Origin of the sequence: Archangium minus, from assembly GCF_044360475.1 — a bacterium.
Classification (GTDB): domain Bacteria; phylum Myxococcota; class Myxococcia; order Myxococcales; family Myxococcaceae; genus Archangium; species Archangium minus.
The window spans coordinates 8638789-8662275 of sequence record NZ_CP043494.1; the positions used below are offsets into that span (position 1 = coordinate 8638789).

Below are 23487 nucleotides of genomic sequence, written 5' to 3' on the forward strand. Positions count from 1 at the left end.
GGCCTTGCGGATATCAAGGCTCTTGAAGCGAAGAATTGCGCCCCGGGTCATCCAATGTCGGAATTGTGAGTCATGTCGAAAGAACTCTTCACAGCGATCGAGCAGCACGATACGTCCCGGGTCAAGGCGCTGCTGGCTGCGGGGGCCGATCCGAACGAGCCGCAGCCGGAGCCACCGGGGTTGCGTCCGCTGCAAGTGGCCATTTACGAACTCTCCGATGGGGGCGAACTCGACGTGCTCCTGGCGCTCCTTGAGCACGGCGCGGACGTCAACGCGTGGGATGTCGAGCGGGACAGGACCCCCTTGTTGGTAGCGGCCTGCGAAGACGAATTGGCGGCAGTCGAAGCGCTCGTGAAGGCGGGGGCCGATCCCAACGTGTGCAGCCGCGACGGCATCACGCCGCTGCGGACGTCTGCGGAGGTTGGCAATCTGGACATGGCCTCGCTCCTCCTGGGCGCGGGGGCGACTCGGACGATCAACGACTGGGGAGGGCTGACCGGATACACCGCGCTCGGGCACGCGGCACGCCGGCTGGACCTTCCGATGATCAAGCTGCTTCTCGACGCGGGCGCCGATCCGAAGGCCCCGGACGAGGACGGTCGACCCGCCCACTACCGTCTGCCGCCGCGCGCTGAATCCGATTCCCAGACGTGGGACGCCGCGTTCGAGTTGCTCGGAGGAGCGAAGGACCGCATGCCGTTGTAGAACGGAGGTCGTGCGCGTCGGGCTCATGGGCACTCCGCTCGACCTGGACAACCCCGCGCACCTGGACGCGCTCAAACGGGCCTACGAGCGCTTCCCGGAGATTGGCGGGCGTGCAGCCCCTTGAGGCTCGGCACGGCTCGCGCTGGCCGTGCTCAGGGCCCCGACTGCTGGCTCACCGGGAACTCGACGTTCCCGAGGGTGAAGGTGCGCGGCCCGGTTGCTTCCCACAGCTTGAGGGTGCGGGGGCAGCCGAGCTGCGCGCTCTCTCCCTTGATGCCCACCACGACGGTACTGGCACCATTCGCGGGGATGGGCGCCAGTGGCCAACGGGCAAGCTCCACCTGCTCCCCCACCGAGTCCACCAGCGCCACCCCCGCAAGTGTCCAGGGCTCGGCGCCGGGGTTCAAGAGGCGCAGCCGCACAGCCACGCTTGCCGGGTGGGTCTCGCCCGTGGGCGTGTAGCTGTAGCTCCGGGCTTCATCCAGCCCGAGCGCGTTGGCTGGCGGCTCCGTCGGAAAGGCAAGCTTCATGGACGCCACGACCCCGGCCCCCTCCAGCCACGCGGCCCCCATGAGCCCGCCCGGCTCCGCACGCTCGGCCAGAAGCCGCGCTTTGTCCTCCTGGCACTGGCGCGCTTCGGCCTGTGCTTCGTCACGCTCTTTCTTGAGCACGTCGGGCGGGCGCGGCTGGCGGAAAACCTCCACCCTTCGCGCCCCGAGTCCACATGACGGAGCGCTACGCCCACCTGAGCCCGGACACGCGCAGAGAGGCGGTCGGGGTTCTCGACCGGCCCTCTGCGCCCGCGTGCGACATACGTGCAACACGGATGGAGGAAGCTGCCAACCACCCGTAAGCACGGCGTAAAAAAGTGGAGGCGGAGGGAATCGAACCCGCCGCTCGGAGGCTCCAGGAGGAGTGAGCCTATTCGGGCGCACGAGGTTGCCCGTAGAATGTCCAGGGAAGAGACAGGCGAAGATGCTACCCTGCTGGGAGAGGCTCCGCATGTCGCACTGGGTAGCGCTGCTGCTTCTCATGTTTCTCGCAGGGTGTAGCATCACCACACGCGGCGTCCGTCCCGGCACCGGTCAGGACACGCTCAAGTTGGGCCTGCCCGTGGCGCCGCAGGCCCCGTCCCCGCCCACACCGCTCCAGGGCATTGCTGGCGAGGGTCTGGGCAATGGCCTTCCACGCGCCGTACTCCGGCTCGTGCCCCAAGGCGCCACCACCGCGGCGGAAGCAGCGACTGGAGCCACCACGGGCGAGGCCCTTGTGGCGGGCGGCGCGCTGGTGGCGGCAGGCGGCAGCGTGGTCCTGGTCTGTTTGACTGCCAAGGCAGCCCTTGACGGGAGGCAGACTCCACTCGACATCGCCGACACGTTCTACGGCACGCACTTCGGCGACCTTCAGGGGTGGGTTCAAGGCTGCTATTCACCCAAGAGCACGGTGCATCCGGGTATACCGGCGCGCACGTCCGAGCTGAAACCGATATCCGAGCCTCACGCGCCTCCCGGGCCAGGTCCAGGCGCCGAAAAAGACAGAGACACAAAGCGTTTGGGTCGCATCTATGTGACTTACACGGAATTCAACAGAACAACCAGGCGCTCCTACTCGGGTCGAACAAGCATGATCATTGACCTGAATAAAGACTTGGAAGCGCAAGCCAACCTGGCTGTTGCCTCGCGTGATCTGAACCATCACATCAACAAAGACGAAAATGATGAACCGAAAAGCCCTGGGTTCCTGCCGGCCGTGCGTGACGAGTTCGATGTCGGAACCGCGGTCAACCATGCGAACAGGTATGGCGACGTCGCTTACTGGCGGATCCGCGGGAGAGAGCAGCAGTTGATAGACTTCCATGGGGGCGCTCAGTCCGACAACCAAGCGCCGTATCGCACCGAGAACGTCCAGCGCGGAGTGGCGAAAAACAATCCACTGGGCAGGCTGTTCCACGACGCCGCCACGAAGCACTGGGGGCAGCTCCACCCCTACACCGGAGACTGAGAATTGGGCAAGCAAAAACACAAGACAGGCGCGTTTGTCAGACTGGCGCTCGCCGATGGCTCCTTCGGATACGGTAGACTGCTTGAACCACCCCATGTTGCCTTCTACAATCACAGGACCACGGACCCAGACTCTGATTTGGGCAGGATTGCGTCAAAACCTGTCCTCTTCAAGATTGCCGTCAACCTGCTGGCTCTGAATGCGTGGGAGATCATCGGATGGAGGGCGCTTGAGGAGCACCTGACTCAGCCGCTCGTTCAGTTCAGGCAGGACGTGGGTGACTTCCGTCGCTGCACCATCTTCGACACCGCTGGCAAGAAGAGAGCCGCCGAGCCCCAGGAATGTGTGGGGCTCGAACGGGCTGCGGTCTGGGAAAGAGATTCTGTCGAGGAACGCCTGCTCGACGCCTTCCTGGGGCGGCCCAACGCCGCTGAGGAACACCTGAAGGTACGTCTGCGTTAGAGCACCGAACGGCTTGATGCGCACCCGTCACTCGTCCACATCGACGTCACCCGCTTCTTGATGATGCTGCAGAGCGAGCACCAACACAACATCCCCCGCATTCAGGAAGCAGTCCCTCCTGCTTTGGTCCCCCAAAGTGATCCGCGCTACCTCGTTGGGTGCAGGCTCGGCGCAGAGCGGCGGGTAACTTTTTAATGGAGGCGGCGGGAATCGAAGCCGTGAAGCCACCTCAGGCCGCGTGGTGTTGAGGCTCAAGAGTAAATCCTCGCCCGAGCCCGTCGTGACGAGAGAGCTGTTACCGCGCAGCTTAGATGGGGGAGATCGGCCCGGAATCGGACCGGCTGGATAGCAGCACGGCACGGGCCAGGGCTCCGCGCAGACAGTGGAAAAAGAGAAGCGGAGCAGCCGAGAAATCATCCGAGTCGCGCTGTCAGTCAAGAGCTGGGAGCAGGGGCCACCGGACGTGGAGGCGGTGAGGCCGGGGAGGTGCCCCGGGTGCGGTGCGGCGAGCCGACAGGTGGGAGGGCGGGTGGTGTGATTGGCGACGCCACCGTGGCCGATGCCATCCTCGACCGGCTGGTGCACAACGCCCATCGGCTCAAGCTCACCGGCGACTCGGTGCGCGACCCGGAAAGGAATTTGACCCGGTTCAAGAAGGGGGCGAAGTGAACCCCGGCCAGCGTCGCTAACGCTCCGACTGTTCCACATGGCCGGAACGGGTGTTCCACTTCGCCGGAATACGCACCTCGCCCTGGACACTTCTTGGCGAGGTGCGTCAAGGGCCCTGGAGACGCCCGGGGGCGGTGCTATGAAACACCCGTTGTCCGCCCCCCCCCTCCCCCGTGCGCCCGGCTACTGCTCCCCAACGCCGATCGGCAACTCGAGCGTGAAGGTGGCGCCCTGCTCGGGGCCAGGGCTGGAGCAGGTCAGCCGTCCCTCCAGCTCGGCGGCGGCCAGGGCGCTGATGTGCAGGCCGAAGCCGTGTCCCGTTTTCTTGGTGGTGAAGCCCTGGGTGAACATCCGCGCCAGGTTCTCCGGCGCGATGCCAACGCCATTGTCCACCACCTCGATGAGCAGAAAGCCTTCCTCGGGCGCTCGCCTCACGTGGATTCCCAGCCGCTTGTCCTGTTGCGGGCTGTCCACCAGCGCTTGCTTCGCGTTGCTCAGCAGGTTGATGAGGATTTGCAGCAGCTTGTGCCGGTCGACGTAGACGGGAGGCACCTTGGCGTATTCGCGCTCGATGCGGATGCCCAGGCGCTCGAAGGAGACGGCGTGCAGGCGCAGCGCCTCGTCGATGAGCTGCGGCACCACCACCTGCTCCACGGCCCCCGCGGCCCTCGCGTGCTTCTGCTGCATGCTGACGATGGATTTGATGTGATCGACACTCTCGCCCAGCGAGCGCATCTCCTGGAGCAGGGCATCCCGCTCTTCCTGGAGCTGGTCGGACACGGCGATGAGATAGGCCGGCAGCTTCTGGCCCTGGGGATCCGCGGTGAGGAATGAGGCCATGTCCGTGGTGTGCTCACGCAGCAGCTGGGCGGCCCTGGCCAGGCCCGAGACGCGTGATTGGCGGAGCCGGTCGGTGACGAGGTTGGTGGAGATGTTGACGCTGTTGAGGGTGTTGCCCACGTTGTGGAGCACACCCGTGGCGACCTCGGCCATGCCCGCCTGCCGCGAGACGTCCACCAGGGTGCGGTGCATCTCCCCCAGCCGGGCTTCGGCTTCCCGGCGGGCGGTGACGTCGCGGCTGAAGAGTGTCACCCCCACCACCTGGCCGTCCTCGCCGGTAATGGGATGCATGCTGACGTCCAATACGAGGCGGGGACCTCCCTCCTCATACATCTGCTCCAGGCGCAGGCGCTGGCCTTGGAGCACCTGGGCGAGGCGTGCCTCCCAGGCCTTGCGCTCCTCTGGTTTGTCATGATGGAAGAGCAGCTGTCCCGGCTCGAGCACGATGCCCGCGCGCTCGAGGTAGACGCGCTTGGCGCCCGAGTTCACGGTGATGAGGCGTCCCTCACGGTCCAGCGAGAGCACGAGGTCGTCGGTGCTCTCGATGACGCTGTTGAGTTTGCTCTCGCTCTCCCGCAACTCCTTGAGCGTCCGCTCGAGCGAGGTCTGCGCCGCCTCGCGCGCGGTGCTGTGCAGTGCGCCCAGGCCCCAGGCCCCCACGAAGGCGATGCCCGCGAAGATGTGGATGAACCAGATGAAGTCGAGGGTGATGGTGCCGGGGTCGATGCCGATGTCCGCTCGGTAGAACGGATGGGCCAACCCCAGGGCCGCGAACAACAAGAGGGTGATGGACAGCCCCTTGCGTGGCCCCACCAGGTACACCGCGAGGGCGGGCAGCATCATGTTGATGGCATGCGCGCCACCGACAGGATTCTTGTCCATGAAGCTGGAACCCACCAGCCCGAGGCTCATGGTCACCAACAGGAGCATGGCGGGCGGGGTGGACGTGGTGGTCCTGTGTGCCAGCAGAAGTGTCACCAGGTAGCCCAGGCCGGCGACGATGGCCATGACCCCGAGCGGGAGATCGCTCTGGGCGATGGACCACAGCAGGAACAGGGAGTTGATCAGCAAGAGGATGCAGGCGGCCCCGACCATGAGCCGGTGACGGACGAGGTCCGTGGGCGTGGCATTCCGTAGGGACTCCGAGAGCAGGGAGTCCAGTCGTGCCATGAGCCAGGGACGGCGCCCGCGGGGCGTGGAGGTCTGTCGAGAAGGTTCGGGAGGCGTGGGAACGAACGGAGACATCTCGAAGGTGGAAAGGTTCGCCATGGTTGTGGGGAAACAGTCGGGAGGGGGGCTCGCGACGGGATCCGGGATGATAGTGCGCGGGGGCGGGCTCTTCCTCTTGGAATAGGGCGACGACCAGGCGAGGGGCGCACGCCCCGCCAGGACCTGGAGTGGGTTCATGACGGGAGCTGTCCTGCACGGCATGGCTCGTTCGGAGACAGGGCCCAAGTCTGCCACCTCGCTCAGCACCTGGCCTTGCGCCAGGCAGGGGAGGGAAGCACCCCGGCGTCTGGCTTCCAGGAGCCCTTGTAGTGCAGCCGTGTCGTGGCCCGTTCGCCCTGACCATACCGACCCCTCCGGCCGCCTCCGCCGGTACTCCCACCCGCCCTCCCCCACCAGAGCCAGGCCCCTGCCGCGCACCTCATGGGAGGGCGGCCTGGGCCAGCGTGTACCCCAAGGGGCAACGCGGCTTCTCCGCCCGCCTGGCTCACTGCTCGGGCCGGCCCCGTCAGCGGCCCTCCTCGCCACCTCCGCTCCAGGCCGCCACCTCTCAACTGGGCTCCTATCCGTCCTATACTTCTCGCCCACTCGCTCGGAATGTCGGTGGGACTCAAGGGCAACAACACCGAGGCGCCGGACCTGGTGAACTACTTCGACTGGGCCCTGACGGAGCAGTGCTGGGAGTACGACGGGTGCGAGCTCTTCAAGAACAGCTTCATCGCGCAGGGCAAGGCGGTCTTCAACGTGGAGTACAACACCAACCCGAACTGTACCCGCGCGAATCAGTGGCACATGAACTCGAGCCGCCGGGACCTCGACCTCGTGGGACCGACCGCGAGAGGCTACCTCTACCAGCCCTGCGTCCCCGACACCCAGGCCACCTGGAGAGGTGTTGAGCTGACGTCCCGCGGGCGCCTCCTCGCGCAGGACGTTCAGGCCACGCCACCCGGCCGGCACTCAGCCCGGGTGGCTCGTTGACACCTTCCCGGGGTTTACTGGGGAGTCCGTTGTTGCGTCAGCGGGATGGGCCTCACCTGGAACGGGGACGAAGCCGCGAGGCCCGTCTGGGTGAACGCGCTCGCGGAACTCAGTTTGATGAGGTAGAAGTCCCGATTGGTCTGCGCGAACGATTCCGTGTAACCGCCGAAGATGAATCCGCCATCCGCCGTCGGTTGCAGGGAATAGCCCAGTTCGCCCAGGCTGCCACCGTAGGCATTCTGCCAGGAGATATTTCCCAGCGAATCCGTCTTCACGAGGTAGAAGTCCCAATCCGTGTTGCTAAAGGAATACCTGCCTCCGAGGATGTACCCACCGTCGCTGGTCTGGAACACGCTTCTTCCCCAGTCCTGGAGGGCTCCGCCGTAGGTTTTCTGCCATTGGATCGTCCCCAGCCCATCGAGCTTGAGCAGATACGCATCCGTGTCGGAACTGTAATCGTAATGGCCGACGACGATGTAGCCCCCGTCCCGGGTCTGCTGGATGGCATAGCCGAAATCAGACCGCGTCCCCCCGTAGTTCTTCTGCCACTTCAAATTGCCGAAAGCATCGGTCCTCACCACGAAGACATCACTGGTGTATGCCTGGGTCACATAGGTCCAGGTGGAACCCACCACGATGTAGCCGCCGTCACTGGTCTGTTGCACGGCGTTGTCCTGCTCGCCCGCGATGTCGGCCTTGGCGCCGCCAAACGTCTTCTCCCACGTCTTGTTTCCAAGGGAGTCGACCTTCAACAACCAGAAGTCGTAATCGCTCGTGGTGGTGGTCACCGCGGAGCCGGAGACGATGAATCCACCATCCGAGGTCGGCTGTACGGTACTCGCATAGCTGTTGGAGCCCTTGCTGTATTGCTTTTCCCAGAGCAGGACTCCGTCGAAAGCATATTTCGCGAGGTACGCGCCATTTCCCAGTTGCCCCGCGACAATGTAGCTGCCGTCCGCCAGGACCTTGATGGAACTCAACTGCGCGCTGGAGGCGATTGCCCATTCAATGCCACCGATGGCATCGATCTTCAGCAAGTACCTCTCGCCAACGCCCACATAACCGCCCTCCGCCGTCTGCGCCACGGACTGGAACCACTCCCAACCACCCGCGTCGTAGGCATTGTGCCACTCGATGACAGGGGCTGTAACCACTTGCGCCAGACTCGGGCTCGCCACGAAGCCCGTCATGACGAGAAGTGAAGCCGTGATTTTCTTTCCGATGCCGATGGTTGAAATACAAAACCTCCCTGGGTGTGGGTTCAGGTTCTCTAACAGTAAGAATTCGAGGAGTCAATTCGTCAACGTTCGACGCTTGTCGGCTGGGTGAGGCGAGAGTTGCTTCCTCCGTGTGGATGAGCCGACTCTCCTCCTGTGGCGTTGGTAACCGGTACTGCGTTTCATCACGCATCATGGCGAACAAGATTCCCGCCAGCCGCCGCGCCAGTGCCACCACCGCAATCTTCTTGCCGCGCCGGGCGGCAATCCGCTCGGCCCACTCCTGCAGGTGTTCCGTTTCGGGCTTCCTCACCCGCAGCAGCGAGAGCGCCGATTGAATCAGCGAGCAGCGCACCCGGCTGTTTCCCGTCTTGGTAATGGGGCCTCTGTGTTGTTTCTCCCCCGAGCTTCTCTCACTCGGCACCAGCACCAGGTATGCCTCCACCTGGTGCGGCCCGCTGAAACGCTTGGGGTCATCCACCGCGGAGGCGAAAGCACATGCCGTCACCGGCCCACGTACGGTGCCGTGCACAACCGCGCCAGTTGCTCGTCCCGGCGGGCCACTCGCTCGAGCAGCCCGTCCAGGAAGGCAATCCACTCGCTCTCGGTGGAGGCCTCCAGCAGCACCCGGGCCTTCGGGCGCTTGCTCAGCAGCTGCCCCAACCGCTCCCGTTGCGTGCGCACCCGCTGCTCCAGCACCACCTCGCCGCCCAGGCCCAGAATGCACACCTGGCTGTCCCGCTTGTGCACGTCGATGCCGATGTTCTCCATCTCCCACTCCCCCCCCACTTTGGCGGTCACGTCCGCGCCTCCGCAAGTCAGGGCTCGGTGGGCCTCCACGCACGTGGCCGGCCAGCCGCTTCATCACCGCTATACTTCGAGCACGGGCTGGAACCGTTTTTTGAGGGAGGGTCCCTTCGAAGACAGCTGCCACACCGATGTGAACTCGTCCTCGTCGAGCATCGGCACCTCCATCTTGCAGCGCCAGTACCAGAGGACCTTCATCTCCGCTCCTCGCAGCTCACGACGTGAGCTTGCCCTGGCTGCGTCCTCCGCGCCACAAGCGGTGCACGGCGTGCGTACCTGGCGAAATAGAGCCCTGGTTTGAGTCCTGCCTTGGCGTCCTCATCGTCGCACTGGGCGCTGGCGAAGGGGGGAGCTCATCATCCAGGCCCGTTCGCTCGAGCTGCTCCTCAGCATCGTGGCTGGGAGCCCCATGCGGTCGTCTTCGTGGACTCGGCGGAGGTGGTCGAGGCCTCCCTGCGTGCGCGCCGCACAATGTCTGTGATGAATCAAAACATCAAGGCGCCGTGCTCGCCGTGCGCCTCGGGAGAGGGCGAGCGACGCTCGTGTTCTCCACGAAGAGCAGGCCGTCATAGGTGTCGAGCACGTGGGTGCGAGAGATCGGGTAGCCCTCGTCCGTGAACACCGCGCCGATGTCCCGGGTGCGCTGGGCCCGTCTCCACCACTCATGGGCAGGGCCCGTGCGAGGCAAGGCGCGCAGATCGATCGCTAACAGTGGCGCCCCTGTCTCGGCGAGCATCGCATCGAGGCTGTCTTCCGGTGCCGCCGGTACGGTGAAGGACACGATTCCATGGCGCTCGGGTTTCGGATCCCTCGAGGCGTTGATGGCGCGGAACGCCCCCTGATGGAAGGCAAAACCAAAGACATAGAGCGACTCGCCCAGCGCAGCCCGGAGGTGGGAGCCCATGGGGCGTTGGGCCCATGGGTGGTCTCCGCGTGCCACGTGCGTGTTCTGCGCCCACACGACGGCCCTTGCTCCGGGGCCCTCCTGTTCGAGCACCCAGCGCAGATTGTCTGCCATGGCACGGTCTCGCAGGGAGTCGTCCTGGGTCATGTCCAACTCCGCGGATTGACGCAGCACCCGCAGATGCTGGAGCACCCGCGCCCACTCCTTCGGGCTGGAGCGACGCTCGTAGGGCTTGCGCCGGGCGCTGAAGCGCTGGACGAGCTCGTCGATGCTCTGGCGAAGTGCCTTCCGTTCCTCCTCCCCCAGCCGTGTGACGGTTCGGTCATTCGGGGTGGTGAGCGGCGTGAACGGCTCCTTCAGGGCCTCCGCGTGCTCCGGGTCCACCTTGGCCAGATAGGCCAGCACGACGCGAGCAGCCTCCTGATGGACCGCCTGCATGTCCACCCCGTAGAACTTGAGCTTCCTCGGGTGCTCGGGGCTCGCGTTGTAGGCGCGCATCCAGTGGATGAGTGCGAGGACCTCCTCGGTCTGCCAGGTCCAGAATCTCAACCCGGCGAGCGCGGCGGCCGGATCTCCCTGTCCGGTGAGGACATAGTCGTTGATGGCCCAGGCCCCGGTAAAGGGAGCCTCGATGGCGAACACCGTGAAGCCCATCCGGGTCACCAGGAACTCGAACATCCGGTGCTTGAGCTGGAAGAACTCGCGCGTGCCGTGCGTGGCCTCCCCGAGCGCCACCACCCGGACGTCCTTCAGCACGGGCTTGAGCGGCTGGAGGTCTGCGAAGCCGTGGCCCGCCTCGACCGTCTGGAGGACAAGACCCTTCTGCTTCACCCACGCAAGGGCCGCCTGTCGCATGGCCGCATCGGGAGCCGCTTCGAGCCGCAGGTCCAGGGTCAGTGGCGTGCTCCCGGCCGTGAACGGCTGCGCCCTCGGGATGAAGCCGGGCGCGGTGGCCGCCAGGGTGTACTCCCCGGGAAGGACATCCACCGAGTAGCGGCCATTGCTCGTGCGTGGGAGAAGGGCGATGTCGTCGACATAGAACGCCGAATCGGTCGGCATGCGGGTCTGGATGATGCGGACCTCCGCCTGGGGTAGGGGCTGCCCGCCCTCATCCAGAACCGTGCCTTGTACTCGCGCGGAGACGGCCCCCAGGCGCAGCTCCACCTCCACCTCCGAGCCCTCTACCTCCACGGCCTCGCCGAAGTGGACGCTCCCGTCGGGAGCGCGGGCCGAAAGCCCATAGGGTCCGGGCTCGAGCGGGCCTGCACGAAAGCGGCCGTCAGGCCCCGACTGCACGACCGCACTCGGTGCGGCCTCCTTGTAGTCCCAGGCGACGTTGTGCGGGCTCACGGTCACGGTGGCGCCGGACACCGGCTGACCCTTCGAGTCCACCACCCGGCCGGAGATGGCTCGGGGGGAGACGGTCTCACGGGACGCCGGTGCTCTGGTGGGGGCGGGGGGTTGCTCCGGTGGGCGAGCGGGGGAGGAGCACGCGAGGGGCGCCAGGAGCAGGAGCGAGAGAGGGAATCGCATCAATGTCTTCGCGGGGAAGGTGGCGGAGGATAGGCGTACCGGACGGGGCCAGAAATGGAAATGGTGGGAGCTCGGGTCGTGGCAAGGAGCCGCACGAGCGCGTCGTCAATCCGGCTCACTGGCGGTGGACCAGAAGCTGGTGCGGGAGCTGGCCACGGGACGATTCATCGCCCAGGCGGAGGACATCCTGCTCTTTGGTCCGCCGGGCGTGGCCTGGGAAACGTGAGTGGTTCTCATGCTCCCTTTGAAGGAGCCCGGCGCGCCAGCTCGATGGCTCGAGAGAGCCGGGACACCGCCTCCCTCGCGCGAGGCGCGGGCAGGGTGGTGAACCCGAGCAGCAATCCATCGAGCCGACCCTTCTCGGGGCTGAGCTGGTAGCTCGACAGCGGTCCTGGCGCGAGGCCTAGCGAGCCGGCGTGTGTGACCACCGCATCGTCACGGACACCGCTCAGGCGTGCCAGCAGGTGCAGCCCGCCCGTCGTGGGCTCGAGCTGGAGGTAGGGAGAGGAGAGCTCGTCGAGCGCACGCAGCAGCGCGGTCCGGCGCTCCGCATAGAGGTTGCGCATGCGCCGCATGTGACGTGCGAAGTGCCCTTCCCTCAGGAAGTCGGCGGCCGCGCGCTGTATCGCGAGGGGAGGGGCTGGCTGCAGCAGGTTGGCGACGCGGGCGAGCGCGTCGCGTGCCCTGTCCGGCACGACGAGGAAGCCGAGGCGCAGCGTGGGGAACATCGACTTGCTGAAGGTCCCCGCGTAGAGCACCCGGCCCTGGTCATCGAGGCTCTTGAGGGCGGGGAGCGGCGCCGAGTCGTATTGGAACTCCCCGTCATAGTCGTCCTCGACGATCCATCCGTCCGCGCTCCGAGCCCAGGCCAGGAGGGCGAGCCTGCGAGGCAGTGAGAGCGCCATGCCCAGAGGCATCTGGTGGCCTGGCGTCACGAACGCGAACCTGGCGAGCGGAGCGAGGGCTACGCCCCTTGCGACGTCGAGCCCTTCGTCATCGACCGGCACGGCGGCGAGCCGCAACCCCGCGAGCGAGAGCGCACTGCGCGCCCGGTGGTAGCCCGGCTCCTCAATCCAGGCCTGGTCTCCCGGGCTGGAGAGTGCGCGAGCCATCAGGCCGAGCGCACCGTGGTAGCCGCCGGTGATCAGGACCTGGTCCGGATGGGCGATGACGCCACGTGCGACCGCCAGGTGGGTGGCGATGGCCTCGCGCAGGGAATTGTCACCAGTGGCGTCGGAGTGGGCGAGGTCCATGGCCCGAGCGCTGCGAGCATGACGACCCAGCAGCCGCGACCAGGTCGCGATGGGGAATGCGTCGACTCCGGGGATGCCGATCTGGAAGGGGTGAAGCACCGTGCGGGCCCGAGTCTCGGCACGTCGAGGCTTCGGAGGGGCCGTTGAGGCTCCGCGAGGCGTGAGTGGGAGCGGGCTCGTGACGAACGTGCCGGCGGCTCCCCGTGTGACGAGGAACCCCTCGACGATGAGGCGCGCGTACGCGACATCCACCGTGCCCCGGGAGACGCGGAGCTCCTGGGCCATTGCTCGCGCCGAGGGGAGCCGGGTGCCCGGGGTCAGTGTCCCGGCGAGGATGGCTTCTCGGAGCCGATCGTAGAGCTGCACATGGAGGGGACGGTCACCCCGCCGCCGCGAGATCGAGGGCTGAAGCATGGCTCCACGAGTGCTCATGATGGCCTGGTCATTTTCATCTTTCTTGGCCCTTTCTCTACTCCATCGTGAGCCTATCCTGCCGTGCCATGACCACTGAATCCCTGGCTTCCGCGGACGCAGCGCGGTTCCGAGCACTCCATGCGCCAGGCCAGCTCCTCATCCTGGCCAACGCTTGGGACGCAGTCAGCGCCCGGCTGATCGAATCCATTGGAGGTACCGCCATCGCCACCAGCAGTGCCGCGATGGCCTGGGCGCATGGAGCTCCCGATGGCGAGCGCCTTCCGTTTGACCGGCTGCTCGCCGCGACTCGCGACATCGTCCGCGCGGTGCATGTCCCGGTCAGCGTCGACTTCGAGCGAGGCTACAGCAAGAGCCCGGTGGAAGTGGCCGACGCCATCTGCCGTCTCTCGGAGGTGGGCGTCGTCGGCGTGAACCTCGAGGATGGCGCCGAACCGCCCGAGTTGCTGGCCGCGAAGCTGTCGGCATCACGGGAAGCGCTCCGGCGCGAGGGACGAGACGTGTTCCTGAATGCGCGCACCGATGTGATCTTGCGTCGCATGGTGTCAGGCCCCCAGGCACTCGACGAGGTGGTGCGGCGCGCGAGGCGCTACGTGGACGCGGGCTGCGATGGTGTCTTCGTGCCAGGCTCCTTGACGGCCGAGGAGCTGGCTCGAGTCGTCGAGGAAGTGCGAGTCCCGCTCAATGTCTGGGCCGCACCGACGTTGCCCCCGCTCGAGCAGCTCCGGGCGATCGGTGTACGCCGGGTGAGCGTGGGGCCCCGCCTCGTGCTGACGGCGCTCTCGGCCGTCAAACGGGACGCGGAGCAGGTGCTGGCGGGGCGGTGGGCTCCTGCACCCGAGGGAGCGACACCGGCCTACGCCGAGCTCAATGCCTGGTTCGGGTGAGCGCCTCGCACTGGTGAACCCAGGAGACGTTGCTGACCGGGGTGGACCTGCCGGCCTTGGAACCCGTTTCAGGATCAGCTCCGCGGGTAAGAACATCCGCGCCGGCGCACACCGCACCAGGCTGCTGGGTACTTCCTGTGGAAGCGTCGCGAGGTGGTGCCCGGCCCGGCAACCCCCGAGGCCCACGGCGCGGACACGACCGCGCTCCCCGCCTGACGCGGAAGCGGAGAGGACACCCACCCAAGCGCACTCTGGCGACGGGCTGATGAGAGAGAAGCCGCGAGGTTGGAGGCCCAGGAGCTACTCAAGGCGCGCTCAATGCCTGCACGACCAGCACATCCAGCTCGATGACGTCACCCGGGGCACCCTCGGTGCCGGTCACCTCCACCCACACCCGCTCCGTTCCGGCCGGGGCCGTCAGCTCGCGAGCAGTCCGAACCCACTCCGCGGAAAGCACCGGGCTGGAGAGCACCTCCGACTGCAACTCCTGGCCGCTCGCATCGCGCCAGCTCACCCGCATCTCGGCAACCAGTGAGCGTCCCGGCGTCCCACGGGCCCAGAAAGAAGCGCGGTGGGCTCCCGGGGATGCGGCAAATCCCGGCCAGTTGTCGAGATGGACGCCCCAGCCGTACAGCTCAGTCACCTCCACGCGCATGCCCGCTTCGCCATCTCTCGCAGCGGTGGGCTCTCTCGAGACGTTCACCGAGAACCACGGGACCCACTGTCCAAGCCCGGTCTCGAGAGACGCCGTCTCGGCGTCGAGCAGATTGGAGATGGGGGGATGGTCGATCATGGCAGGCTCACAGGCGGTGAGCGCCGCGACCAGCGACAGCACGCTCCAGCGCCCCGGTCTCATTGCCCTGTCTCCCCGTCACGGGCCTGACAGGACAGCGTCTCACGGGCACGCTGGACTGCCTCTGCATAGCGCCCACGCTGGAACTGTCGTTCGTGGCGGGCCCAGTGCGCACAGGCGCGCTGCGCGTCCTCGAGCTGGTGCGTGAGCAGAGAGCCCAGCTCGAAGCTGAGGCGCTCCCGCGTCGCCGCAGGCTGCTTGCGCATCGCCGCCTCGAGGTACCGCGCCGCTTGCTCGAACTCGTGCCGACCGCGAAGGACCTCCAGCTCTCGCAAGATTTCCTCCACGCTCGGCGCACGGCCTGCCGCGACAGGGGGACGGGAGGGAGCGACCACCGGGCTGGGCGTGGCCAGGGGCTGGGACGGTTCCGGCTCGGGAGACGCCAGCTCGCGACGTGCTGGCTCGGCGGGTTCGGCCACCGGCCACCCCAACGTCTGCCCCGGCCGAAGCTGAACCACCTCACCCGTGAGCCGACGGAAGAGAATCGCGCCTTCGTGCAGGGTGACCGCTCCACCCGCGCCCCGTTCCTCCACCGTGAAGCGCGTGCCCATGACCTCAATCGCCCCACCCGACACGAGCACGACAGCGGGGGAGACCCCTGGCTTTCGGCGCTCCACCGAGAACTCCGCGCGGCCGCGGACCAGTCGCACCCCCGACGGCTCGCGACGAACGACGAGCGGCCCCAGGTTCCGAAGGGCGAGGCCTCGGGCGTCGTCCACCAGGGCGGCCTCACCCATCTGGATTTCCACCCCCGCGGCGTCTTCCCGCACCCTCAGGTCGGGAGTGGCCTGTGCGAGCTCGAGCCCCCCCAGCGAGCGTGCGGACGGAGCGCTCCAGAAGAACACCGCGAGGGCCAGCGCCGCTGCCGGCGCAGCGAGCATCAACCATACGGGACGCCTGTGCCGTGCCGGCTTCGGCTCGCGCGCGTCCCGCAGCCGCGACCACAGCCGGGCCCGGGCTGCCGGGGACAACCCCTGCTCGCGGCGGAGCTGGTCTTCACGCCGGAGCTCGGCGCGGAAGTCACGAGGAGCCATCGTCCACCTTCCATCCCCAGGCCGACAGGCGGCCCTGGGCGCGGCTGATCAACTTCGACACGTAGCCCTCCGACAGCGAGAGGAGCTGGGCAATCTCGCGCTGGCTCAGATCATCCAGCATCTTCAAACCCATCACCACCCGCTCCTGCCCCGGCAAGCGGTCCAGCGCCGCCGTGGCGCTGCGCACCGCCTCTCGCCGCTCGAGGGCCCGCTCGGGCGTGGACTCCGTCTCCGTGCGCTGCGACGGAAACAGGAGGGCGGCGACGCGCCGTCGAAACGTGTTCTCGCGCCGCAGCGCGGAGAGCGCCACGTTCTGCGTGACGCGAAACAGCCAGCCCCTCACGTCCTCCTCACGCAGCCAGGCCCGGTGCTCCCAGGCCTTGAGAAAGACATCGTGCGTAACGTCTTCGGCCCAGCCCGAGCGGCCCGCCGCATACCGCATGGCCCAGAGGAAGACATCCTCGGCGTGCTCCTCGTAGAGCGTGTCGAACGACACAGGTCGGTCAGGCAGGGCGGGCGAGGCCTTGGAGTGGGGAGCGCGCGACATCCATCACCTGGGCACCTACGATTGGCGCCGGAGAAACTTTCCTCGGAAGTTACAGCCACCAGGAGAGGCTGGCGCCGGTTTCGAGCCTCGCGCCTCCCCGCGACCACAGCGTTCCGCCCTCGCTCGCATGGCTCACTGGCCTCAGCAGGCCCAGGGCCACGCGCAGCTCCGCCGCGAGGCGCTCGGTGAACCTCCACCGGAGCTTCATCCGGGCCCAGCCCGCGGGAGACACCTGCGTACCGGACCGGGCCGACACCCAGGAGGCCGCGAGCTGGTAGGTGTGGAGGACGACGCCCGCGCCCACGCCAGGTTCGAGCTGAAGACGCTCCGACGCGGAGAGCCGATAGCTGAAGAAGGCGCCACCTTGCACCTCGAGCACGGACAGCTCCGCGCCGCGAGCCCCCCCGAGTCCCGCCTCCGCCTCGAGGCCGAACGCCCCCAGGCCCTGCCGGATGGACAGCAGGAGGTGTGGGTCGACGGCGGGCCCACGCCAGAGCGAACCCAGGCCCAGGCTCAGGTCCAGCTCTGAGCTCCGTGGGGCGAAAACCACCCCCACGGGGGGCTGGGGCACGGGCCCAGCAGGTTCGGCCGCCCGGGGCTCGGGCGGGGGCGGCTCCAGCTCGGGCTTCAGCGCCCGCGTCATCTCGGACAGCTTCTGTGCGATCTCCAAGTGGAGCTCCGCGAGCGAGCCCCGCCCCATGCGAACGTGCTGCGCGATCCGCTGCCGTGGCCCGGCTGCATCGAGCCGCAGTCCTTCGGGAGTGCGGCTCGCGCGCAGTCGAAGCTGCGCCGGGCTCTCCGGAGAAACGACCGCGAAGCCCTCCTGTATCAACCGGAGCGCCACCTTCCGCTCCAGCTCCACACCTTCCCACCGCCGGTAGTCCTGATGGGACAGGGGGCGAAGGTCGAAGGAAACGGACACCGCCGGGGCCTGGGTCAGGAAGACGAGGGACAGCGCGCTGAGCAGAGCAGTCATGCGGTGACGATGATAGTACCGTCGACCGTGGACCTCAGTCAGCTTCGGCCGTCCGGACCCTCCAGCGGACCGTTCCCACGGGGAGGAAAGTTTTTTCGGCATGGCGCGTAGGTGGGGGCATGACTTCTCCACGCCATTTGAGCCTCCTGCTCCTCTGCGCGGGCGCCGTCGCCTGCATTGGCAGAATCGAGCCACCCACCTCCATCGGCGGAAACGACTCCGCGGGCGAAGACGACCCCGCTCCGCCCGCTTCGTCCGCGCCCATCCCCCCCGCACCGGAGCAGTTCTCCTGCGATGCGAACGCCGTCCCCGTCGACCTGCCATTGCCCAGGCTGTCCCGGACCCAACTGGGGAACTCGCTTCGCTTCGCCATTGCCCGTGCCTTGCCGAGAGAGGCGGACGCCATCTGGGCGAAGGTAGCGCCCACCTTCGCCCGGTACCCCACGGACCAGCGCACACCCGCCCCCGGTGACCTGAAAGGCGGCTACAGCCGGCTGGACCAGTCCATCCAGCAGGCCCAGATCGACGCCATGTATGACCTGGGGCAAGCCGTGGCCCAGGAGCTCACCGGCAGCGACGCTCGCCGCAATGCCCTCCTGGGGAGCTGCGCGAGCGACGGACAGACAGCCAACGACCGGGCCTGCCTGGAGACCTTCATTCGCGGCTGGGGCTCCCGCGTCTTGCGCCACCCACTGCCGGCGGCGGAGGTCACCGCCTTCGCGGACATCGCGGGGAGCACTCCGGTGGACAGGGCGGCGGTGGCCGACGTCATCACCGCGCTCCTGAACTCGCCCTGGTTTCTCTACCGGGTCGAGCATGGAACCGACGCCAGCCAGCCGGTGAGCCCGCTCTCCGCGTTCGAGCTGGCCTCGAGGCTGTCCTACCAATTCTGGCAAGCGCCTCCCGATGACGAGCTCTGGGCCGGGGCGGTCAATGGCTCGCTCCTGACCGAGGCCGGCTTCGCTGCCCAGCTCAATCGGATGCTCCAAGGACCCCAACTGCGAAGCTCGCTGGACGAGTTCGTCAGCGAGTGGCTGCGGCTCGAGGAGCTGCCGTCGCTGGTCGCGCTCCGGAACGACCCGGTCTATCAGGCCTTCGTCGGGGAGGAGATGCCCACGGACGCTGCTCGCACCGCGATGTTCGAGGACGTCCAGCTCTCCGCCTGGCAGACAATCGTGTCGGGTGGCTCGGTGAGCGACTTCCTCCACGACCGGAGGTCCTACACGGGGGATCACTACCTGGCCTCCATCTACGGTGTGCCCGTCTGGAGCGGCTCCGGTCCGGCACCGGTCATCCCTTCCCAGAACCGCGGCGGGCTGCTGACACGCGCTGCCCTGCTGGCCACGGGAACCGCGTCGACGCGTCCCATCCACAAAGGATACATGGTGCGCAACGCGCTGCTCTGCCAGCAGGTCGGGGCCCCACCTCCCAACACCAGCGACAGGCCTCCCTCGCCGACCGAGGACATGACGACGCGACAGGCTGTGACCCAGCTCACCTCCGGAGGCAGTTGTGGGGGCTGTCATAACCAGATCATCAACCCGCCGGGCTTCGTGCTGGAAGGGTTCGATGCGCTCGGACGGGAACGCAGCGTGGAGCGACTGTATGACCCGCGGGGCCACGTGACGAACACCCCCCCGGTGGACACCGTAGCGGAGGTGCGGGTCTACGGCTCCGAGCGGCGGCTCGTCTCCAGCGTCGCCGAGCTCACCCAGTTGATTGATGACAGCCAGCTCTTCGAGTCCTGCATCGCGCTCCAGTACTTCCGCTTCTCGCAGGCTCGCGTGGAGTCCACCTCGCGGGATGGCTGCCTGCTCTCGGAGATGGAGGCAGTCGCGCGCAGCGGAGCGCCGATGGCCGACATGCTGAAGGCGCTCGCCAACCACCCCACGTTCAAGCAGAGGAGCTTCCAGTGAGCAACACACCTGTCTTCCGAGTGGACCGCCGCATGTTCCTTCGCGGCGCGGGCGGAGCCGTCCTGGCGTTGCCGCTGCTCCCATCGCTGCTGAGCCCGAGGGAAGCGAAGGCCCAGACGGCCCAGCGCCCGAAGTGCTTCGTGCACTTCCGTACCCCCCATGGCGCCATCTTCGGCGCGAACATGTGGCCGGCGGACTCGGCGCTGACACAGGCCCAGTTCTACGCGAGCCATGATGTCCGGCGAGGGGCGCTGGCCGCGCCGGTCAACGCGAGCGGTGATGCGGTCATCAGCCGGGTGCTGACCGCGCGGTCGACGGTGCTCACGCCTACCCTCGTCTCGAAGATGAACATCCTGCGGGGCCTCGACTTCCCCCTGTACATGGGTCACAACTTCGGCGCCGCGCTGGGCTACTACGACTTCGACAAGCAGCGGCCCGCGTCGCCTCGGGCGACCATCGACCAGGTGATGGCCTACTCTCCGGCCTTCTACCCGAGCGTCGCCTCCGTCCGGAAACGAAGCGTCGCCATCGCCGCCTCGGGCACCGCGAGCGGGAGCTGGGGCTACAACACCCCCGGGGTTCGCTCCTCCGGGGTCGCCTCGAGCCCCATCAGCTCCATGGAGAGCTCGCTCGCCCTGTTCGACATCCTGCTGGCCGGCACCAGCGGCTCCGGCAACACCCGAGCACCGGTGGTGGACAGGATTCTCGACAGCTATCGGCGGCTCCGCAACGGCAACAGCCGACTGTCGGCCGAGGACCGAGTGCGACTGGACCAGCACATCGACGCCGTCGCCGAGCTGCAGCGCCGGCTGGAGGCGACCACCGGCGCCGGCTGTCAGGTGCCGCAGCGGCCCACCACCGACAACCTGTCGCTCAAGCACTCGGGCTTCTTTGCGGGAGACCCCGTGAAGAACGTCGAATACTTCCGGCTCATCAACGAGGTGCTCGCCGTGGCGATGAACTGCGGCGTCTGCCGCGTCGCCACCATCAGCATCGACGAGAACAACCAGAACCTGACGTTCACCACCCGCGCCCCGCAGGGTGAAGACTGGCACAACAACGTCGTTCATCCCTCGACCGTCGCCGGGCCGAACCAGGACCTGGTGGTCCAGTTCAACCAGGTCTTCTTCTCGCAGGTGTTCCTCGACCTCGTCTCCCGTTTCGAGCGGTTCTCGAACGGCGCGGGAGGAACGCTGCTGGATGACTCGCTGCTCGCGTGGGCCCAGGAGAACGGCAACACTCCACACTTCTCCTTCTCCGTCCCGGTGGTGACCGCCGGGAGCGCGGGAGGCGCCCTCAAGACCGGCAGCTACTGCGACTACCGGAACACCACGCGCAAGGTGAGCGGAGACTCCAGCACGGGCAGCGAGGGCAACTCCCTGTGGGCAGGCCTCCTCTACAACCAGTGGCTCGGCACCGCGCTCCAGGCGATGGGCATCCCGAAGGCGGAGTGGAGTGAGTCCGACCATCCCGGTTACGGCTGGAAGGCGTCGTACCAATCTACGTACGAGTACTTCTTCACGAACAAAGGCTTTACCTCGGCGCAGGCCTATCCGTCGTCGATGTGGCAGAAGACCGGAGAGCTGCTGCCGTTTCTCGCGCCGTAGCCGACCCCGGACGGCCATGTTTCAAGCATGCAATCTCGAAAGAATGGCAATCCAACATCACGATAAGGACACCATGAGACTCAAAGACCGACAGACCATCTCCACATCCCTCAAGACGGCGGGGAGACGTATTGAGCCCCTCGTGCTGCGTGCGTTCTTCGTAGCCGGCCTGGCTTTTCCAATGCAAGGGAGCGGACTTGCTCAGGCGGAAACACCGCCTTGGCCAACAACACCTCCGGCCCAAATCTGCGGCAATACCGAACTCTTGAGCGGTCCAAGCACCCCGCCAGAAGGTGCAGTGACGGTTCCGGCGGGTGACAATAGCGGCTTCAACTTCAACCAACCGGGTGCAACGTTCTGGTTTGAATCGGGCGTGCACACACTGGCCAACGACATTTACGGCCAGATTGTCGCCCGCGCCAACACCACCTATATCGGTGCGCCGGGCGCGATTATTGACGGACAGAATCTCAACCTGTACGCCTTTACGGGTGATGTTCAAAATGTCACCATCAAATACCTGACGATCAAGAACTTCGGCCGAGGCCTGGACAACAACAACGAAGGCGTGGTCAACCACGACTCAGGCGCGGGCTGGACGGTCGAGTACAACACCATATCCGACAACGACGGCGCCGGTGTCTTCCTGGGCACCAACAACATTGTCCGCTACAACTGCTTGAAGAACAATGGGCAGTACGGCTTCAGCATGTTCAAGATGCCAGTCGAGGGTGATTCAGCGATCAAAAACATCGTCCTGGATCACAACGAAATCACTGGCAATAACACGGACGACTGGGAAAGCCGCATCGAGGGCTGCGGCTGCACCGGCGGTGGCAAGTTCTGGGATGTCAATGGTGCGCGAGTGACCAACAACTGGGTCCATGACAACAGGGGTACCGGCCTGTGGGCGGACACCAACAACATCGACTTCCTTTTTGAAGGCAACTACATCGAAAACAACGACGGCGAAGGCATCTGGTACGAGATCAGCTACAACGCCACCATCCGCAAGAACACCATTCGCCGCAACGCCTGGGTGAGCGGCAATAGTAATCTAGGCTCGCCGGGCCCAGCCATCTATCTTTCAGAGTCGGGTGGTGACTCACGGCTGGCCTCTACCATCAGCGGGGCGCCGAAGATCCGCATATACGACAACTCCTTCGAAGACAACTTCTCTGGCGTCTCTATCTACGAAAACGCCAACCGGTTCTGTAACTCCAACGGCAACACCAGCAAGGGGTATTGCACGCCGTTCATTACCCCAACCCTGATTCCGCAAGAGCCGCGCAACTACGACTATCCCAATCCGATCAGTGACACGCACCCCTGCTACACCCAGGTGGCCACCGAGCCATACAAGACCGACTGCCGCTGGCACTCCAAGAACATCGAGGTGAACAACAACGAATTCCACTTCGACAACACGGTCGTGCCGTGCGCCGGAACCTACTGCGGTGTGCAGGCGCTCTATGCCACCGGCGCCGACAACATGTCCTGGTCACCCTATACGGTTTCCGGTGTCCAGAATGATGTCATGTTCAAAAACAACAACAAATTCCACGACAACAAATACTTTGGCAATTGGCGCTTCGCCAAAGGCTTCGGCGAAACAGTTGGCTTTGGCACCTGGCAGTCTGCGCCCTATGCGCAAGAAGCCGGCAGCACCATTGATGGTGACACTGGCGGGACGCCTCCCCCACCGACTTCCGTGGCCAACCACCTGGACGCTGACACATCAACCCTCGAAGGCTCTGTCGGCCAATGGCGGGACTGGTACTCAGAGGCCGTAGCCCGGTCATCAGAAGAAGCCCACACCGGTACGCACAGCCTGCGCGTTGATGTGACGGATTCTCGGGGCTGGGGCGTGGGACTGGCGAACTGGCCCGGCTTTGCTACAACACCTGGCGTCAAGACACTCAGCCTGTGGGGCAAGCTTGGATCCGGAACTGCCTTGACGCCCAAGATGATCGTGAAATGGCTGGACGCCAGCCACGCTGTCCTCCAGACTCACGAGGTGACGTTGCCCGCCTTGACGGCGACCTGGCAAAAGGTGTCCACGGTGGTTGATGCACCAGCCGGCGCAAGCACTGCCCTGGTCTACTTGACGGGCTCGGGCAATGCCGGAGATTACTTCTATCTCGACGACATGGTCGTTGGTGATGCGCCCAACACCCTCGACGCTGCCAGTGCCGGCGGTGAAGGTTCTGCTGGCCAATGGCAGGACTGGTATTCCGCCAGCATTTCTGCCACTCCCCAGGACGCATATCGCGGTACGGGCAGCTTGCTCGTGAATGTTGCCGCTCCCTGGGGCTGGGGCGTGCAGCTGGCGAACTGGCCCGGCTTCGCCACAACCGCAGGCAACAAGCGGATCAGTTACGTAGCGAAACAGGGCTCGGGCGCCATCTCGAATGTCACGGTGCGCGTGAAATGGTTTAACGGAAACCAAGAGCTTGTCCAGACCGACCTGGTTCCGCTCAACAACCTGACCACCAGCTGGCAGCGGGCCGTTTCAAATGTAGCCGCACCCTCGGGCGCAGCCAATGCCTATCTGGATATCTACAGCAATTCAGGTGGTGCGGGCGACAGCCTATATCTGGACGACATTGTCATTACCGACATCTCGCATTGACACATTC

General features: G+C 66.1%; 21 protein-coding genes and 2 pseudogenes. 11 read left to right on the plus strand and 12 right to left on the minus strand.

Features of this window, described 5'->3' with window-relative positions:
• The first annotated feature begins 72 nt into the window (after positions 1-72).
• Both F0U60_RS35005 and F0U60_RS35010 read left to right on the plus strand, forming a co-directional pair.
• Entirely contained in the window at positions 73-705 is a 633-nt protein-coding gene (locus tag F0U60_RS35005) for an ankyrin repeat domain-containing protein (RefSeq protein ID WP_203406675.1), read from the plus strand.
• Positions 706-715: 10 nt separating this feature from the next.
• Positions 716-829: a DUF5953 family protein gene (locus F0U60_RS35010; protein ID WP_395806401.1), complete on the plus strand. Its 114-nt coding sequence runs from the start codon at positions 716-718 to the stop codon at positions 827-829.
• A 28-nt stretch (positions 830-857) separates the two neighbouring features.
• Here F0U60_RS35010 and F0U60_RS35015 read toward each other — a convergent pair whose 3' ends face one another.
• On the minus strand, positions 858-1409 hold the full coding sequence (locus F0U60_RS35015) for a DUF2381 family protein (protein WP_395806402.1): 552 nt from the start codon (positions 1407-1409) through the stop codon (positions 858-860).
• 298 nt (positions 1410-1707) lie between these two features.
• Between F0U60_RS35015 and F0U60_RS35020 the strand changes: the two genes are divergently transcribed.
• The 3 genes and pseudogenes from F0U60_RS35020 to F0U60_RS35030 form a co-directional block, all read left to right on the plus strand.
• The gene (locus F0U60_RS35020) at positions 1708-2706 is read left to right on the plus strand and encodes a hypothetical protein (RefSeq protein WP_395806403.1); all 999 of its coding nucleotides are present in this window, start codon (positions 1708-1710) and stop codon (positions 2704-2706) included.
• A gap of 3 nt (positions 2707-2709) precedes the next feature.
• Positions 2710-3168, plus strand: coding sequence for an Imm26 family immunity protein (locus tag F0U60_RS35025; protein WP_395806404.1), 459 nt, complete (start codon positions 2710-2712; stop codon positions 3166-3168).
• 534 nt (positions 3169-3702) lie between these two features.
• Positions 3703-3837, plus strand: a pseudogene (locus F0U60_RS35030) (ATP-binding protein); the annotation flags it as partial.
• A 183-nt stretch (positions 3838-4020) separates the two neighbouring features.
• Here F0U60_RS35030 and F0U60_RS35035 read toward each other — a convergent pair.
• A complete protein-coding gene (locus tag F0U60_RS35035) occupies positions 4021-5847 on the minus strand; it encodes an ATP-binding protein (protein ID WP_395806405.1) in 1827 nt (608 codons plus the stop codon).
• A 480-nt stretch (positions 5848-6327) separates the two neighbouring features.
• Here F0U60_RS35035 and F0U60_RS35040 point away from each other — a divergent pair, with 480 nt between their 5' ends.
• A complete protein-coding gene (locus tag F0U60_RS35040) occupies positions 6328-6882 on the plus strand; it encodes an endo alpha-1,4 polygalactosaminidase (protein ID WP_395806406.1) in 555 nt (184 codons plus the stop codon).
• Between the two features lie 14 nt (positions 6883-6896).
• Here the strand turns inward: F0U60_RS35040 and F0U60_RS35045 are convergent, their stop codons facing one another.
• The 5 genes and pseudogenes from F0U60_RS35045 to F0U60_RS35065 all read right to left on the minus strand — a co-directional run bounded on the left by F0U60_RS35045 (position 6897) and on the right by F0U60_RS35065 (position 11343).
• Positions 6897-8036, minus strand: coding sequence for a hypothetical protein (locus F0U60_RS35045; RefSeq protein ID WP_395826032.1), 1140 nt, complete (start codon positions 8034-8036; stop codon positions 6897-6899).
• A gap of 418 nt (positions 8037-8454) precedes the next feature.
• A pseudogene (locus F0U60_RS35050) lies at positions 8455-8697 on the minus strand (transposase); the annotation flags it as partial.
• Positions 8604-8900 carry a hypothetical protein gene (locus tag F0U60_RS35055; protein ID WP_395806407.1) on the minus strand — a complete coding sequence of 99 codons (297 nt, stop codon included), beginning with the start codon at positions 8898-8900 and terminating at the stop codon, positions 8604-8606. The pseudogene F0U60_RS35050 and the gene F0U60_RS35055, both read right to left, overlap by 94 nt.
• A gap of 69 nt (positions 8901-8969) precedes the next feature.
• A complete protein-coding gene (locus tag F0U60_RS35060; RefSeq protein ID WP_395806408.1) occupies positions 8970-9104 on the minus strand; it encodes a hypothetical protein in 135 nt (44 codons plus the stop codon).
• Positions 9105-9399: 295 nt separating this feature from the next.
• Complete coding sequence (locus F0U60_RS35065) at positions 9400-11343, minus strand: erythromycin esterase family protein (RefSeq protein ID WP_395806409.1); 1944 nt, start codon at positions 11341-11343, stop codon at positions 9400-9402.
• Positions 11344-11467: 124 nt separating this feature from the next.
• On the opposite strand from F0U60_RS35065, the gene F0U60_RS35070 reads away from it, so the two are divergent.
• Positions 11468-11569 carry an ATP-binding protein gene (locus F0U60_RS35070; protein WP_395806410.1) on the plus strand — a complete coding sequence of 34 codons (102 nt, stop codon included), beginning with the start codon at positions 11468-11470 and terminating at the stop codon, positions 11567-11569.
• A 7-nt stretch (positions 11570-11576) separates the two neighbouring features.
• On the opposite strand, the gene F0U60_RS35075 is transcribed toward F0U60_RS35070, so the two are convergent.
• Positions 11577-13028, minus strand: a complete 1452-nt coding sequence (locus F0U60_RS35075; protein ID WP_395806411.1) for a PLP-dependent aminotransferase family protein — start codon at positions 13026-13028, stop codon at positions 11577-11579.
• A gap of 68 nt (positions 13029-13096) precedes the next feature.
• Here F0U60_RS35075 and F0U60_RS35080 point away from each other — a divergent pair, with 68 nt between their 5' ends.
• The gene (locus tag F0U60_RS35080) at positions 13097-13915 is read left to right on the plus strand and encodes an isocitrate lyase/phosphoenolpyruvate mutase family protein (RefSeq protein WP_395806412.1); all 819 of its coding nucleotides are present in this window, start codon (positions 13097-13099) and stop codon (positions 13913-13915) included.
• Between the two features lie 304 nt (positions 13916-14219).
• Here F0U60_RS35080 and F0U60_RS35085 read toward each other — a convergent pair whose 3' ends face one another.
• Genes F0U60_RS35085 through F0U60_RS35100 form a run of 4 tightly spaced genes read right to left on the minus strand, consistent with a single transcriptional unit; the run spans position 14220 to position 17325 of the window.
• On the minus strand, positions 14220-14771 hold the full coding sequence (locus F0U60_RS35085) for a hypothetical protein (RefSeq protein WP_395806413.1): 552 nt from the start codon (positions 14769-14771) through the stop codon (positions 14220-14222).
• On the minus strand, positions 14768-15802 hold the full coding sequence (locus F0U60_RS35090) for a FecR domain-containing protein (RefSeq protein WP_395806414.1): 1035 nt from the start codon (positions 15800-15802) through the stop codon (positions 14768-14770). The genes F0U60_RS35085 and F0U60_RS35090 overlap by 4 nt, the downstream gene beginning before the upstream one ends.
• On the minus strand, positions 15789-16349 hold the full coding sequence (locus F0U60_RS35095; RefSeq protein WP_395806415.1) for an RNA polymerase sigma factor: 561 nt from the start codon (positions 16347-16349) through the stop codon (positions 15789-15791). The genes F0U60_RS35090 and F0U60_RS35095 overlap by 14 nt, the downstream gene beginning before the upstream one ends.
• A gap of 49 nt (positions 16350-16398) precedes the next feature.
• Positions 16399-17325, minus strand: a complete 927-nt coding sequence (locus tag F0U60_RS35100; RefSeq protein WP_395806416.1) for a hypothetical protein — start codon at positions 17323-17325, stop codon at positions 16399-16401.
• Between the two features lie 119 nt (positions 17326-17444).
• On the opposite strand from F0U60_RS35100, the gene F0U60_RS35105 reads away from it, so the two are divergent.
• From F0U60_RS35105 to F0U60_RS35115, 3 genes are all read left to right on the plus strand, one after another.
• Positions 17445-19241 carry a DUF1592 domain-containing protein gene (locus F0U60_RS35105; RefSeq protein ID WP_395806417.1) on the plus strand — a complete coding sequence of 599 codons (1797 nt, stop codon included), beginning with the start codon at positions 17445-17447 and terminating at the stop codon, positions 19239-19241.
• Positions 19238-20848 (plus strand): DUF1552 domain-containing protein, encoded by a 1611-nt coding sequence (locus F0U60_RS35110; RefSeq protein ID WP_395806418.1) that lies wholly within the window; start codon positions 19238-19240, stop codon positions 20846-20848. Before F0U60_RS35105 ends, F0U60_RS35110 begins: the two co-directional genes overlap by 4 nt.
• 73 nt (positions 20849-20921) lie before the next feature.
• Complete coding sequence (locus F0U60_RS35115) at positions 20922-23480, plus strand: right-handed parallel beta-helix repeat-containing protein (RefSeq protein ID WP_395806419.1); 2559 nt, start codon at positions 20922-20924, stop codon at positions 23478-23480.
• Positions 23481-23487 lie beyond the last annotated feature (7 nt).